Source organism: Nosocomiicoccus ampullae, from assembly GCF_001696685.1.
Classification (GTDB): domain Bacteria; phylum Bacillota; class Bacilli; order Staphylococcales; family Salinicoccaceae; genus Nosocomiicoccus; species Nosocomiicoccus ampullae_A.
Genome location: NZ_MBFG01000005.1, coordinates 1 through 13,885 on the forward strand (window position 1 = coordinate 1; position 13,885 = coordinate 13,885).

At 34.8% G+C, this 13,885-nt stretch carries 16 protein-coding genes and 1 pseudogene; 15 read left to right on the forward strand and 2 right to left on the reverse strand.

Features of this window, described 5'->3' with window-relative positions; genetic code table 11:
- The 9 genes and pseudogenes from BBS29_RS08610 to BBS29_RS04050 form a co-directional block, all read left to right on the forward strand.
- A partial coding sequence (locus tag BBS29_RS08610; RefSeq protein WP_373554035.1) for an IS3 family transposase occupies nt 1-69 on the forward strand: 69 nt, incomplete at its 5' end.
- A gap of 61 nt (nt 70-130) precedes the next feature.
- Nucleotides 131-2,419, forward strand: a complete 2,289-nt coding sequence (locus BBS29_RS04020; RefSeq protein ID WP_068129255.1) for a phage tail spike protein — start codon at nt 131-133, stop codon at nt 2,417-2,419.
- Entirely contained in the window at nt 2,416-2,580 is a 165-nt protein-coding gene (locus tag BBS29_RS08355) for a hypothetical protein (RefSeq protein WP_179853828.1), read from the forward strand. The genes BBS29_RS04020 and BBS29_RS08355 overlap by 4 nt, the downstream gene beginning before the upstream one ends.
- A gap of 41 nt (nt 2,581-2,621) precedes the next feature.
- Entirely contained in the window at nt 2,622-2,918 is a 297-nt protein-coding gene (locus BBS29_RS04025; protein ID WP_068129257.1) for a DUF7365 family protein, read from the forward strand.
- Nucleotides 2,919-2,924: 6 nt separating this feature from the next.
- Nucleotides 2,925-3,206 carry a hypothetical protein gene (locus BBS29_RS04030; RefSeq protein ID WP_068129258.1) on the forward strand — a complete coding sequence of 94 codons (282 nt, stop codon included), beginning with the start codon at nt 2,925-2,927 and terminating at the stop codon, nt 3,204-3,206.
- A 127-nt stretch (nt 3,207-3,333) separates the two neighbouring features.
- Nucleotides 3,334-4,029 (forward strand): annotated as a pseudogene (locus BBS29_RS04040) (N-acetylmuramoyl-L-alanine amidase); the annotation flags it as partial.
- Between the two features lie 54 nt (nt 4,030-4,083).
- Nucleotides 4,084-4,197: a hypothetical protein gene (locus BBS29_RS08510; RefSeq protein WP_257009085.1), complete on the forward strand. Its 114-nt coding sequence runs from the start codon at nt 4,084-4,086 to the stop codon at nt 4,195-4,197.
- A 201-nt stretch (nt 4,198-4,398) separates the two neighbouring features.
- The gene (locus tag BBS29_RS04045; RefSeq protein WP_068129265.1) at nt 4,399-5,283 is read left to right on the forward strand and encodes a DUF6731 family protein; all 885 of its coding nucleotides are present in this window, start codon (nt 4,399-4,401) and stop codon (nt 5,281-5,283) included.
- Nucleotides 5,284-5,428: 145 nt separating this feature from the next.
- Nucleotides 5,429-5,833, forward strand: coding sequence for a hypothetical protein (locus BBS29_RS04050; protein WP_143861258.1), 405 nt, complete (start codon nt 5,429-5,431; stop codon nt 5,831-5,833).
- 491 nt (nt 5,834-6,324) lie between these two features.
- On the opposite strand, the gene rpsD is transcribed toward BBS29_RS04050, so the two are convergent.
- Both rpsD and BBS29_RS04060 read right to left on the reverse strand, forming a co-directional pair.
- A complete protein-coding gene (gene rpsD / locus BBS29_RS04055) occupies nt 6,325-6,927 on the reverse strand; it encodes a 30S ribosomal protein S4 (RefSeq protein ID WP_068129271.1) in 603 nt (200 codons plus the stop codon).
- 227 nt (nt 6,928-7,154) lie between these two features.
- Nucleotides 7,155-7,625 carry a GAF domain-containing protein gene (locus BBS29_RS04060; RefSeq protein WP_068129273.1) on the reverse strand — a complete coding sequence of 157 codons (471 nt, stop codon included), beginning with the start codon at nt 7,623-7,625 and terminating at the stop codon, nt 7,155-7,157.
- 109 nt (nt 7,626-7,734) lie between these two features.
- Here BBS29_RS04060 and BBS29_RS04065 point away from each other — a divergent pair, with 109 nt between their 5' ends.
- From BBS29_RS04065 to tpx, 6 genes are read left to right on the forward strand one after another with little or no spacing between them, the layout of a single operon-like run.
- Complete coding sequence (locus tag BBS29_RS04065) at nt 7,735-9,429, forward strand: septation ring formation regulator EzrA (RefSeq protein ID WP_068129274.1); 1,695 nt, start codon at nt 7,735-7,737, stop codon at nt 9,427-9,429.
- A gap of 49 nt (nt 9,430-9,478) precedes the next feature.
- A complete protein-coding gene (locus tag BBS29_RS04070) occupies nt 9,479-10,606 on the forward strand; it encodes a cysteine desulfurase family protein (protein ID WP_068129276.1) in 1,128 nt (375 codons plus the stop codon).
- A complete protein-coding gene (gene thiI, locus BBS29_RS04075) occupies nt 10,596-11,792 on the forward strand; it encodes a tRNA uracil 4-sulfurtransferase ThiI (protein WP_068129278.1) in 1,197 nt (398 codons plus the stop codon). The genes BBS29_RS04070 and thiI overlap by 11 nt, the downstream gene beginning before the upstream one ends.
- A gap of 47 nt (nt 11,793-11,839) precedes the next feature.
- On the forward strand, nt 11,840-12,841 hold the full coding sequence (gene sppA / locus BBS29_RS04080; RefSeq protein ID WP_068129280.1) for a signal peptide peptidase SppA: 1,002 nt from the start codon (nt 11,840-11,842) through the stop codon (nt 12,839-12,841).
- Between the two features lie 11 nt (nt 12,842-12,852).
- Nucleotides 12,853-13,362 carry an RDD family protein gene (locus BBS29_RS04085; RefSeq protein WP_068129282.1) on the forward strand — a complete coding sequence of 170 codons (510 nt, stop codon included), beginning with the start codon at nt 12,853-12,855 and terminating at the stop codon, nt 13,360-13,362.
- 3 nt (nt 13,363-13,365) lie between these two features.
- Complete coding sequence (tpx, locus tag BBS29_RS04090) at nt 13,366-13,866, forward strand: thiol peroxidase (protein WP_068129284.1); 501 nt, start codon at nt 13,366-13,368, stop codon at nt 13,864-13,866.
- The last annotated feature ends 19 nt before the right edge of the window (nt 13,867-13,885 follow it).

The following is a 13,885-nucleotide window of genomic DNA, read 5'->3' on the forward strand; positions in this document are numbered from 1 at the left end:
AGAATTAAGCTAAAATTAAAAGGCATGTCTCCTGAAGAATTCAGGAAACATACCTTACAATCTGCTTAATTCCAAAAGTCCAACTTTTGGGTAGCACATCATTGCAGGTGTCTTTTTTATTAGAAAGTAGGTGGTAATCATATTTATAAGAGACTTAAAAGGTAACGAATATCCACTCCTTGCAGTCAAAACAGTCAACGAAGAATTGAACGGTAATCATGGTATCGAACTTAAAGTACCACAACAAAGAAACAATAATTTAGACTTAAAAGAAATTGATAAGTTGTGGGAAATCAATTACAAAACAGTTGATTATAAAATAATGTATATCAAGCAAATTACTAAAGGGGATAGCTTTTACTTAGATGTAAGGGCTATTCCTCTTTTTTATTGGGATTTCGATAAACAGATTATCCACGAAGATAAAGACGGTCACTATACTGGTAAGAACGCTTTTGACGTTGTATTTCAGGATAGTGGTTATCAGTATGTATTAGTAGATTTTGTGAATGCTATAAAGATTGAGGGTTTTGGTAAAGGCGAAACTCGATTAGAGATGTTTAAACGATTAATAGATCGCTTTAGTTTAGAATTTTATATCGTTGGTAAGACGGTCTATCTAAAGAAATTAATCGGTAATGATACGAACTTCATGTATAAGTACAAACTCAATGCGAGTAACGTATCAAAAAGTATTGATGCGAGTGGTTTTGTTACGCACATTAAAGGTTTTGGAAATTTCGGGAATGAATCAAGTGAAAATAGTGAATCAGATGCTGTGGATAATGATGATTACTTCACAAACGCTAAATTAAGACGTGAATACACATCTCCGTTAGCTGAAGTTGTAGGAAAGTACGAGGGCAAACCAATCGTTGATGGTCGTGTGACCGATAAAGAAACAATGGATAAGATGATGATTGAAGCTGTTGAAAAGTCATTAGAAATATCTATTGAGGGTAACTTACATGACGTTAGAAGTATTTATAAAGAAGCAGTACCCTTAATTGGCGACAGAGTATTCCTAATTGATGAACGCATTAATCTCGAGCAAGAAATCAGAATAAAATCGCTAAAACAGACTTATGATGTGAACGATAAGCTAGTGAATTGTGAAGTTACATTTGGTAGCGAAAGCATTCGGAGTCGTTATAAATCAAATTTACAATCAGTTGCGAAAGACTTTAACTCGTTACTAAAAGGAGAAACAAAGTTACCTTTATTTAGCTTAGATCAAGTTGCACGTGGCATGATAACGAAGATACATGCGAGTGAGAACGAGTTGAGATACGGAAGTTTCGGTATTCAAGCGATAGATAAGAATAACCCGAATAATATTTTCGGACTTAATTCGCAAGGTTGGTATATATCGACTGACGGTGGTGCGACTGCGAGAACAGTTGCGACAGCAGAGGGAATTGTGGCTGATGCGATTACTACTGGAACGTTACGTTCGGTTTATGTTGACTTTAACACTGCTACCGCAATTGGTGATAGTGGTAGTAACAAACTTTTAATCACTGGCGATAAGATTGAACAACGTGGTAATTTTAATAGACGTTATCACGGTAAGTCATATAACTACGATGTCACAACGACTATGCGTGGTGGGTATTTACGATTTGGAGATAATACTCAAGAGCGTGCAATTAACATTAGTGCGTTCGGTATATCGACTTATCTCGACGGAAACGGAGAGTGGGCAGATAGTCCAGGATCGAGCGGGTACATTCAGTGGTGGGACGGTACTTACAGTCCATCAAACGCTAACGGTATCACGATGGGAAGTTACAACGTAGTTGCTCTAAAATCAGACAACAATAGAGTTGTGTTAGATGCCGAATTAAGCGTAAGCATAGAAAGTCAAACAGCCCCCGTATATATATATCCTTATAAACGAGATAGACCAGGTTTAAATAGATTCAACTTCACAACGTCATCTAGTGGTAGTGGTAGTCAAATTCACGGTTATATTATGTATGGCGCAGGAGACGAAAACTATCCGTTTAATGCTGGTTTGAGATTTTATAAAAACGAAGCGAAAATTGATGTGGTGGATAAAGACTTCGCTCGTAGCTCAGCAACGACAATTTCCGCAGGTAACGGCATATTTAACCACATTGAGTATGACACGTGGCGTCAACGTTCAAGCGAAAAGTTAAAGACAGATATTAAGCCTAAATATTTTGACGCGTTAGACATTATCGAGCGTGCGTCATTGTATGAGTTTAAATATATAGACACTCTAGTACGTACGACTGGTTTAGTCGTAGAACGTGGCACACCACGAGAATGGATAACTAATGACGGGAAAGCAATTAATACGAACGAAATCATCATGACGCTCATACAAGCGAATAAACAATTAATACAGCAAGTTAAAATATTAAAACATAAAATGGAGGCATTATCGGAATGAATAATCAAGAACTATCAATCGAAGAACAAGTATTAATCGCTAATTACAGACAATTATGCGATGAGAAGTTACAGTTACAAATCGAACTTAATAAGGTCGCACAAGAACGTGACCACTATAAGTCGGAGTTAGAAAAAGTATTAGAGAAGCCTGCGGAATAATCCGTAAGGCTTTTTATATTGTACAAAGGAGTGAGTAGCGTGTGACTGAACTAGAAACACAAAAAGACGTGCTTTATTGGTTTGTGATTGTAATAATTCCGATTTTAATTGGAGTTTTCGGACTTTATTATAAACAGACCAAAGACAAAGAACGTGCAGAGAATAGACTTACAAAGATCGAAACGAGACAAGAGCATGGACACAACCGTATTGATAAATTGGAAGTTGAGCATGCAAGCATGTGTGATGAAATTAAAATCATACGCAGAATCGAAGCGCAAAATGAGCATATCATGAAGTTACTTGATGAAATGAGAAATGATTTGAAAAGGAGTTGATAAGTAATGGCAGAAATATCAGCTGTAGCATTTGCGATAATGGCAGGGGTATCAATCTTATTACAGGTGTTTAAATACACAACTAAAGATAAAGTACCAGTGAATTACAATCCTTTAATCGCAATGATACTAGGTATAGTAGTTGCTTTAGGTACAATCTTAGTTCCTGAATTAAGAGTTGAGTATGAATTATCAATACCAGCTTTAATTGTAGCAGGCGGAGTTGCTGGGTTATCAGCTAGTGGTTTTTATGACTTAATTGCAAAAACAAATAAGAAAGATGATTAGTAGCTTGTAGATAAATTCTACAGGCTCTTTTTTATGCAACAAATTAAAGGAGACGATTATTAATGACAAAAAAACATTTACTAATTTCAGGACATGGTTACAGTGATCCTGGTGCGGTGCTACTGGTAATGGAGAAAACGAACGTGACTTCATCAGAGAAGAAATCACACCAAGAGTTGCAAAGTATATCAATGCAACAAAAGGATATTCAGCGGAAGTGTATAATCCCAATTGGAACATGTACGCAGATAGCGCTCCAGGTCAGAGAGAAAACAAGCCATATGGAATGTACAAGTATAATGCTGATTCATTCGACAGTATGACAGAGTTTCACTTAGATGCAGCAAGTGCTAGTGCTACTGGTGGACATGTAATCATCTATAGTGGATTCACCCCTGATGCAATTGATAATAGAATTGGTAATGCAATTAAGAAACACGTTGGTCTACGTGGTGGAGTAGCTATTTCTAAACGTAATGATTTACTTCAAGTCAATGTTGCTGCGAATCGTGATATTAACTATCGATTAGTTGAATTAGGATTTATCACTAATGCGAATGACATGAAGAATATTAAGAATAACGTGGAATCGTACTGTAAGGCATTGGCTGATGCAATCACAGGTGGTGCAAGCGAAGTTAAATCAACTACTAGCAAAGCACCCGCACCAGTTAAAAAGCCTACAAGTAAACCGAAAGCAACTAAGAAATCTAACTCAGTCATTGCAAATGAAGTTATCACTGGCAAGTGGGGTACTGGTGCTACTCGTAAATCTAAGTTAGAGAAAGCCGGATATAACTACAACACGATTCAAAACTTAGTAAACCAAAAGTTACTCGGTAAATCAGCACCTAAGAAAAAATCAACTGCAACTATTGTGAATGAAGTATTAGCAGGTAAGTGGGGTAACGGTCAAGATAGATTCAACAGACTCAGAAAAGCGGGGTATGATCCAAACGTAATCCAACGTGAAGTGAATAAGAGATATTAATAAAGGGAGCTGAAATGCTCCCTGTTTTTTTGTGATATGTAACCGAATGTATGTTCTTATCTAAATCGTTGTGATATAATGTAAAATGTGTAGTTAAGCTGTTAGCCATTTCGCTAGCAGCTATTTTTGTCTAATCTCATTGCTTATTGAACCGCTTACAGTTAAAATGTGTATAACTACACACTGAAAGAGGTTAGGGTAATGGCAAGGACTAAAATCGTAAATATCAATATTTTTTATACATGTAGTTTGGAGGATGATGGTAAATATAGTTATCTACCTCTTCAAGAATTATTCGATACTCTTAAAAACGATTATGAAAGCGATAAAGAATACAAGGTAGTAAAAAATTATAACTTTGACCCTATTAGAATTAAATCAGTTGAAAAATCTAATTCAACTGGTTATTACCATATTATTATGGAGAGGTTAGATGACAAACCTCTTAGCAAAACAACTATTTATGGCGAGTCTACAAATATTGAATTAAAAGATAATGAGTATATAGGTCACGAAATAAGCATACTATATGACCCAACAAAACATGTCATGCTTGTTCAAAGAAATATTAGTTCATTAAGTCCTTCTGGAGTTGAAAAGTTTATAGATAGTATTTATTTTGATTATTATGAAGAATATGCCAACTTTAAATTCGTTGCTGCCATAGATGGTAGAGCAAAAGATAAAGCGTTGAATAATGACATCTATAGAAGTATTGCTCTAAAGGTTACTGGAGATGATACAGATGATTTATTGCTGGGAATATCGGGAAATAAATATGAAGGTGTTGAAAGTGTAGAAATTATTATTTCTACTAACAGATCTAAATCAGCTGAACTAGATTGTCAGACAAGTAAAAATCTCTTAAACCGCTGGGTAGATGATAATAACGTAGAAAAACTTTTTGTTAAAACTAAAGAAACAGAAGATAGTCCAGTGGAAGAAATAGACTTACTAAAACAAGCTTTGAAAAGAACTTTAAAGTATTCTTATACAGAGGGAATAGAGTTAAACGCACATCGTATTTATTTTGATATGGTGGACCTATATAGAAATGATGATGATGCTATCTCGTTGCTTGTTTAAAAATGAGTGGTGATAAATTTTGTTGAAAAAACATTTTACATGGTTTGTATATTCCTTAATATTAATTTTTACAATAGGAATATTTATATTAATACACTATAAAGAGCCGAAAATTATAGAGAGTAGATTGCTGGAGTTAATGAATATGTTAATTAACTCGATAAGTATAAGTGTGGGTTTTTTTGGAGCTATTTTCACATTTATTTTTGGATTAAAAGAAAATCATGTAATTGAAAAAATTAATAATTCTAAAAAGTTAAGAATACAATTTAAATATATGAATTATGGCATTATTGTTTCTGGTTTTAGTATTATAGTGTTTGTTTTAGTGTTATTTGTTTTAGAAACTATTGTGTTAAATCCAATAGATATTTCTTGTTTTGTCAATAATATCTTTTATATTATCCTCTCAATTTCATTTTATTTTTACGCTATGTTTGCAACATACCTATATATTATAAGTAATATATTTTTTAAAAAAGAAAATGATCACATGAGAACTAAGAAAAATCCTCCGATAAAGCCAAAAATAAATAATATAAAGAACTAATAAAATTTAGTGATTTAAACAACTGTTCAATTAACTATCATACAATTCTATTCTTATTTCTTCACTTAGTATAAAGGGATAAAGCAACCACCTCATTGCAGGTGGTATTTTTTTTATTTACACACCAAACATACGTTCGTATAATTATAGTCAAGGAGTGCGTTTTGAGAAGTGAATAAACGGTTTTAAATAACTATATACTATAGTTAATGTAGCTTCAGTATCCGTACGCGGACTGTTTGCGAAAGACGTCTAATATATTAGGAGTCTTTTTTATTTATATAAAAATAAGCACCCACATTCTTTTGTGAGTGCTAAATATAATCTATTTTGCGCCTATTAATTTTGCCACAAATCTCCCACAAATTTGCCACAAACTCAAATATAAATACAGGTAAATAAGGGTATTATGTTAATGTTTAATATAAAACAAAAACCCCACAAACATTGATTTAAAAACGTTTGTAGGGTAATTGTAGAAATTAAGTCGTTTATCTTGAATAGTACTCAACGATTAATTGTTCGTTGATTTCAGCTGATAATTCGCTACGTTCTGGTTGACGTACGAATGTACCTTCTAATTTATCAGCGTCAAAGTTTAGATATTCAGGAACAAAGTTGTTGAATTCGATAGCTTCTTCGATGATGTTTAATTTTTGTGATTTTTCACGTACAGCAACTGTTTCACCTGGTGAAAGCTGGTAAGACGGGATGTCTAATACTTTACCGTTAACAGTGATGTGTCCGTGGTTTACTAATTGACGTGCTTGACGTTGTGTTTTAGCTAAACCTAAACGTAATACTACGTTGTCTAAACGTGAAGCAAGTAAGATCATGAAGTTTTCACCGTGAATACCAGGCATTTTACCTGCACGATCGAATAATGTACGGAATTGACGTTCGTTAATTCCATGCATGTAACGAAGCTTTTGCTTCTCTTTTAATTGTAAACCGTATTCTGAGAGTTTAACTCTTTGGTTTGGTCCATGTTGACCTGGAGCGTATGGACGCTTTTCTAATTCTTTACCTGTGCCTGATAATGAAATACCTAGGCGACGTGACTTCTTCCAAGTCGATCCTGTATAACGAGCCATTATTGACTCCTCCTTAATGATATATTTATATGCAAATAACATCATAAGGGGTAGTTACTTCTATGGATATGTGATTCAAAGTGTCTTCGCCTCATAGCATTGGTTACACAACACATCGCAACCGCTAATCACATAAGGTCATAGAATAAATACCTGCTACTTATATTGTTCATTTACACAATTTATTATATTACTTGAATCTCTACGTTTTGTCAACAGTTTATCGATTATAAATACTTTTTAATTATCTCTACGACTTCGATTAAACCAACGCGGTCTTCTTCATCGAATCGTTCATAAATCGGTGCATCGATATCTAACACTCCGATTCCTTTATCGTCTTTATAGATCGGTAATACGATTTCTGATTTACTACGAGCGTCACACGCGATATGGCCTGGGAATTCTTCGACGTTATCAACGATAAATACGTCGTTACCTCTATAAGCAGTTCCACAAACACCTTTACCAACTTCAATAGTCGTACATGCAGGTTTTCCTTGGAACGGACCAAGGATGAGTTTTTCTAGTTCTTCATCGTATAAATAAAACCCGACCCAGTTAATATCTTTTAGAAAGTAGTTAAGTAGTGCAGAAGCATTTGCCAAATTAGCAGTTATGTTTAAATTTTCCTCAAGTAATGCATCGAGTGCTCCGTGTAGTTCTGAATAGTTTTTAAGCTGAATATCATCAAACATTGTATGTCCTCCTAAAGTAACTGTTACATTTTTAAAAATTATACTGTTTATTGTTTTTTCTTTCAAAGAATTAGTCTATAATTGATAATAAGTTGAGGAGGGTAATTGTATGTGGGTTTACATTTTAATTGGACTGATTATCCTTGTTATTATAGTAATCGGATTACTGTTGTTTTTAAGAAAATCAAAACTTGAAGAAGTACAGAAAGAAGAAGCACGATTACAAGATGTAATTCAATTACCATTTCATTTAGATTTAGAAAAATTAAAAACATACAATCTACATGGAGAGGCAAAAGAATTATACGAACACTTGGATGAGAGATGGAAAGATGCGTTATCCAACAATAAGACGCATGCAGAAAGCAATTTTAAAGCTGCAAATGAAAATTTAAAGAAATTTAAATTTAGTGATAGTAAAAAGAACGAAGATAATGCCGTTCAACATATCGGTAATATCGAGACTACATATGATGCGTTAACAGTTGAAATTAACGACTTTATGAAACAAAATGATGAGAGCAAAGAGTTATATGAAGAGTCGGTTACGCTTCAAAGAGAAGCAAACCGTGACGTTTTAGCAGATGGCCATAAATTCGGTGACTCGAGAAAACCATTAGAATCGTTAATCAACTCATATGAACCAGAACTAGAGAAGTACAACACACTCATCGATGAGGGGAATTACAATAACGCACACGATCATATCGTAGAAATTCACGAAGAACTTACGAATTTAAAAGAGAGTATGGAGAAAATCCCTGCGCTTATTAAAGAAGTTCAAAAAGACTTACCAACACAATTTCAAGAAGTCCGTTATGGTTGTAGAGAGTTAAGATTAGACGGATATGATTTAGAGCATATCAAAGTCGATACGACGCTATCACGCTTACGTACAGAATTAAATTTAATCGAGCCTAAAATTGCAAAACTAGAATTAGAAGAAGCGGAAGAAGATTTAGAACGTATTCACAGCGAACTCGATGATATGTATGACTTAATTGAACACGAAGTCGAAGCGAAAATTAAGTTCGATGATTTACGTGACAAAGTGAGTGATATGCTGTTTAAAGCGAAAGACACAAACATGTCATTACGTACTGAAATTAACTTTATTAAAGATGCATATTATATTAATGATAGAGAAATTCAAACAATTCATAAATATGAATACGAAATCGAAGATCTCGTTACGATGTATGCAGATATTGAGTCTGAAGTTAATAAAAATACGACGCGCTATAGTCAGATTATCGATAACTTAGAACACATCGATCATACGATTGAAGATATTAATGACAAGCAAGAAGATGTACTAGATTACTTACAGTCGTTAAAATACGATGAAGAGGAAGCAATCGATAATACGAACTTAATCGATGACAAAAAAGAAGAAGTCATGCATAGATTAACGACGTCAAACCTTGTGAGAATTCCAGAGCAGTTTATCGTTATGAAGCATGAACTCGATAACGAAGTGAAAGAAATCGATAGATATCTTGAACGTCGTCCGTTAAATGTGCGTTACATTAAAGAGAAAGTCGATAAAGCAGTCATTTTATTAAACAACTTCGAGCAAGAAGCATATGAAGTGATTCATGACTCTGAACTGTCTGAGTTAATTATTCAATACGCAAACCGTTATCGTAAAGATAACAGTACATTAGACGGTGAAATTGAAGAAGCGACGCGTTTATTCAATGAAAATAGATATAAACGTGCACTTCAAATTGCAGAACATGCATTACGAGAAGTTGATGAAGATGCAGTAAAACGTATCATCGACTCATATGAAAACAGATAAGAGACTTAGGAGCATTCCTAAGTCTTTTTTATGGTAGGTGAAGGAAACAATGATTTATTTTGACAACGCAGCAACGACGCGTCCATTAGACGACGTCCTACAGACGTATGACACGGTAAATCGAAAATATTTTTATAATACAGCAAGTTTAAGTAAAGGTGGACAAGAAGCGAGAAAGCTTCTTGAAGCTTCTAGAACACAGATCAAGCAACTATTTAAATTAAATGATTACGACTTACTATTTACTTCTGGAGCCACAGAAAGTAATAACATCGTGATTCAAAGCGTCATTAAAAAGAAAAAACAATTCGGTCGAACGGTGCTCGTTTCAGAACTAGAACATCCGAGTGTTATCGAAGTACTGAGACATATTGATGGGATCGAATTAGTATTTATTGATACGACACCGGAGGGAATCATTGATATCAAAGATTTACAAGAAAAGATGTCGGATGATGTAATCTTTGTATCGGTTATTGCAGTTAACAATATTATCGGGAGTATTCAACCGATCGAGAAAATTGTTGACGTCATCAAGCAATATAACAGAGCATTTTTACATGTCGATGCAACCCAAGCTGTCGGTAAGGTAAATATCGATTATCGCGGGGTGGATGCTGTGTCGTTTTCAGCGCATAAGTTTTATGGCGTTAAAGGTGTAGGTGGATTATTTGTTAAAAATATTGCGCAGTTAAATCCAGTGATGTACGGTGGCGGACATGAATATAACGTGAGAAGTGGTACGATAAACTTACCTGGTATCGCGTCTACTGCGAAAGCAATACGTTTATCTTTTGAAACGATGGAAGATACGTATAATAAGTTGAATTCGTTTAACGATAAAATACGTGAGGCGCTTCGACAATATGAAGGGGTATATACCCAGCCTAAACATGTACCACATTATATTAACCTGTCGATTACAGGCGCTAAAGGTGAAGTCATTGTGAACGCACTGAGTAAACGTGATATTTATGTATCTACAACGAGTGCATGTGCGTCACAACGTAACGCACCGAACGAAACACTCATCGCGATGGGAAATCCGTTACGTGTGATTGAAGGAAGTATCCGTCTTACGATGGGACAGTATACGACTGAAAGTGAAATAGATACGTTTATAAAAGTATTTGATGAAATATATAAAGAATTAGGAGATGTCATCGTTGAAATATGATTTACTACTTGTTCGTTACGGCGAACTTACGTTAAAAAAGAAAAATAGAAAGATGTTTATCGGTAAATTAGTGTCGCAAATCGAACGTGCTTTAGAAGGACTTGACATCGTTATCCGTGCGAATAGAGATAGAATGTACATCGATCTAGAAAATGAAGATGCATATGAAGTCATCAATCGATTAAAACATGTGAACGGAATATTAAGCATGTCGCCAATTATTCGTCTTGAAAAAACGGATGAAGCGATGAAAGAAAATGCATTACTATTAGAGTCAACATTTAAAGAGGGCGATACATTTAAAGTTGAAGTAAAACGTATCGACAAAGCGTACCATTTAAAGACACATGAAATTCAGCAGTTAATCGGTGGTTACGTCGTAAAAGAAACAAATCGATCAGTGAATATAAAACATCCAGATCATACGATTATGATAGAAATTCGTTATGACGGAATTTATATGTACAGTGAAGTGTATGACGGGGTCGGTGGATTACCACTTGGAACAGGTGGTAAAACTGTTTTAATGCTTTCTGGTGGAATCGATAGCCCAGTCGCTGGATTTGAGATTATGCGTAGAGGTGTTGAAATTGAAGCAATTCACTTTTTCTCTCCACCGTATACGAGTGAGCAGTCGTTAGAAAAGGTAAAAACACTTGTAGATATTTTGGCCGATAAAACCGGTGTCGATATTAAAATGCATATCGTACCATTTACAAATATTCAAACGACTATTTACGATAAAATACCTGATGGATATTCGATGACGACAACGAGACGTATTATGTTAATCATCGCAGAACGTCTCGCACGTAAAATCGGTGCGGAAGCGGTCGTAAATGGAGAGAATATTGGACAAGTTGCATCGCAAACATTAACGAGTATGAATACGATTAATGCAGTGACAAATTTCCCAGTACTACGACCATTACTCACATATGAAAAGAATGAAATTATACAAAAAGCTGTGAATTACGGCACGTATGAAACTTCAATATTACCGTTTGAAGATTGTTGTACTATTTTTAAACCAAAACAACCGAAGACATCACCAAATTTAGATACGGTCATAAAATATGAATCTAATGTCGACTTTGAACTACTCATCGAAGATGCGTTAAATCAAATCACAACATACACATCAAAAAACGAACAAGAATCTACAGAATTTGAGGATTTACTGTAATACACTGTGTTATACTAACTCATACAGATATTAAAGGAGATGAACTTATGAAACGAACGATTGCATTAGTCGCAGCAATTGCCTTACTGATTTCAGGCGTTGTAATGAGCGTATTTAATGTATTCCAAAAAGATCAATTTGAAGACTTATTTAGTAGTCTTGTAGATGATTCACCTGTTAGCGTTATTGAAGAAGGTGACCCGTCAAATAGAATCGCGGTCATTAGTGTAGATGGCGTCATTCAAGATACACCGCAAGGTAGCGGATTATTTTCTGGAGTAGCGGGTTATAATCATCGTTTAACAGTTGATGCTTTAAAAGAAATTATTGAAGATGATTCAGTGAAAGCAATTTTACTTGACGTAAATTCACCAGGTGGTGGAGTATTTGAAAGTGCTGAAGTATACAAGTACTTAAAAATCGCAAAAGATAAAGGGAAAATTATCTACAGCTCAATGGGTAACATGGCAGCAAGTGGTGGATATTATGTCTCAGCACCTGCAAATAAAATTTACGCAAGTAACGAAACGATCACTGGTTCGATCGGCGTAATTATGCAAAGTATCGATTACAGTGAGCTTGCTGAAAAATACGGCGTAAAGTTTAACACATATACATCAGGCGATATGAAAGACATGTTATCAGGAGCAAAAACTCCATCTAAAGAAGAAAAAGAATACGTTCAGCACATGGTAGATACGATGTTTGATGAGTTCGTAAAAGTTGTTGCTGAAGGGCGTAACATGAGTGAAGAAGAAGTACGTAAATTAGCAGATGGACGTGTATATCTTGGAAGTGATGCCATTGACAACGGACTTGTAGATGAGATTGGATACTTTGATGACGCGCTCGCTGATTTAAAAGAAGAGATTGGTTCAGACAATCCACAGGTTTATACGTATGGTTATGGTTCAGGTCGTTTTTCAATGTTCAATTTTAACGGACCGAGCATCGTGAAACAATTATTTAACGATTCAGATGCGTTAATCGTTGAAAACTTAATCAATAAACGCCAAGGTCCAAAACCGATGTACTTATATGATGAGTAAGGAGTGAGATTATGAAAAGAGAAACAGTGATCTTGCAAAAAGAAATGGGTTACCCTGTTGCAGATACGTTAATACGTCTCCTCGCATATATCGTTGATCTCATCGTCTTATGGTCGGTACGCCAAATCGCAATTATTCCGATTTTAACGATGCTAGGCGTCATGAATCAAAATGTTATTTTTGATGCAATTCCAATACGCAGCATTATCGTAGCGGTCGTATTTTTCCTTTACTTCGTTTTAATGACATATTTCTTTGGCCAAACGTTAGGAAAAATGATTTTCGGTATTCGTGTTGTTTCAAGTAAAGGGTACGAGTTAACATTTGCTCAAGTATTATATCGAGAACTTATCGGTCGATATATTACGCAAGCATTATTAAACCTACCGTACTTAATGATTTTATTTAACGAAAATCGAATGGGACTTCATGATTTTATCGGAGACACATTAGTTGTAAACTCAAAAGAGGTTGAATATACTGTGGATGTAGAGACTAATAGAAAAGAAGGGCTGGTTTAATTTATGACGACAATTACTTTTGGTGGAAATGAAGTTAAATTAGACGGAAAAGCTGTTGAAGTTGGTCAACATATCGATAGTTTTAATGTCGTGAATAGCGAATTAAAAGATGTAGAACCGTTAAAAGAATATGCAGGTACAAAAAAGCTGATTAGTGTTGTACCATCTCTTGATACAGGAGTTTGCCAAGTTCAAACGAAAACATTTTATAATAAAGCAGCAGATGTTGAAAACACACAGTTAATTACAATTTCAAACGACTTACCATTCGCTCAAAAACGTTTTTGTGCAGATGAAGGTATCGAAAATGCAGTGACTTTTTCAGATCATAAAGATCTATCATTTGCGAAACAATTCGGTACGCTAATGCCACATTTACGTTTACAAGCGAGAAGTGTATTCGTATTAGACGAAGACGATAATGTTGTCTACGTAGAATACGTACCTGAAGGTACAAACGAACCAGATTATGACAAAGCAATTGACGCTTTAAAAAATATTTAATCAATTGTTATAATAGGGC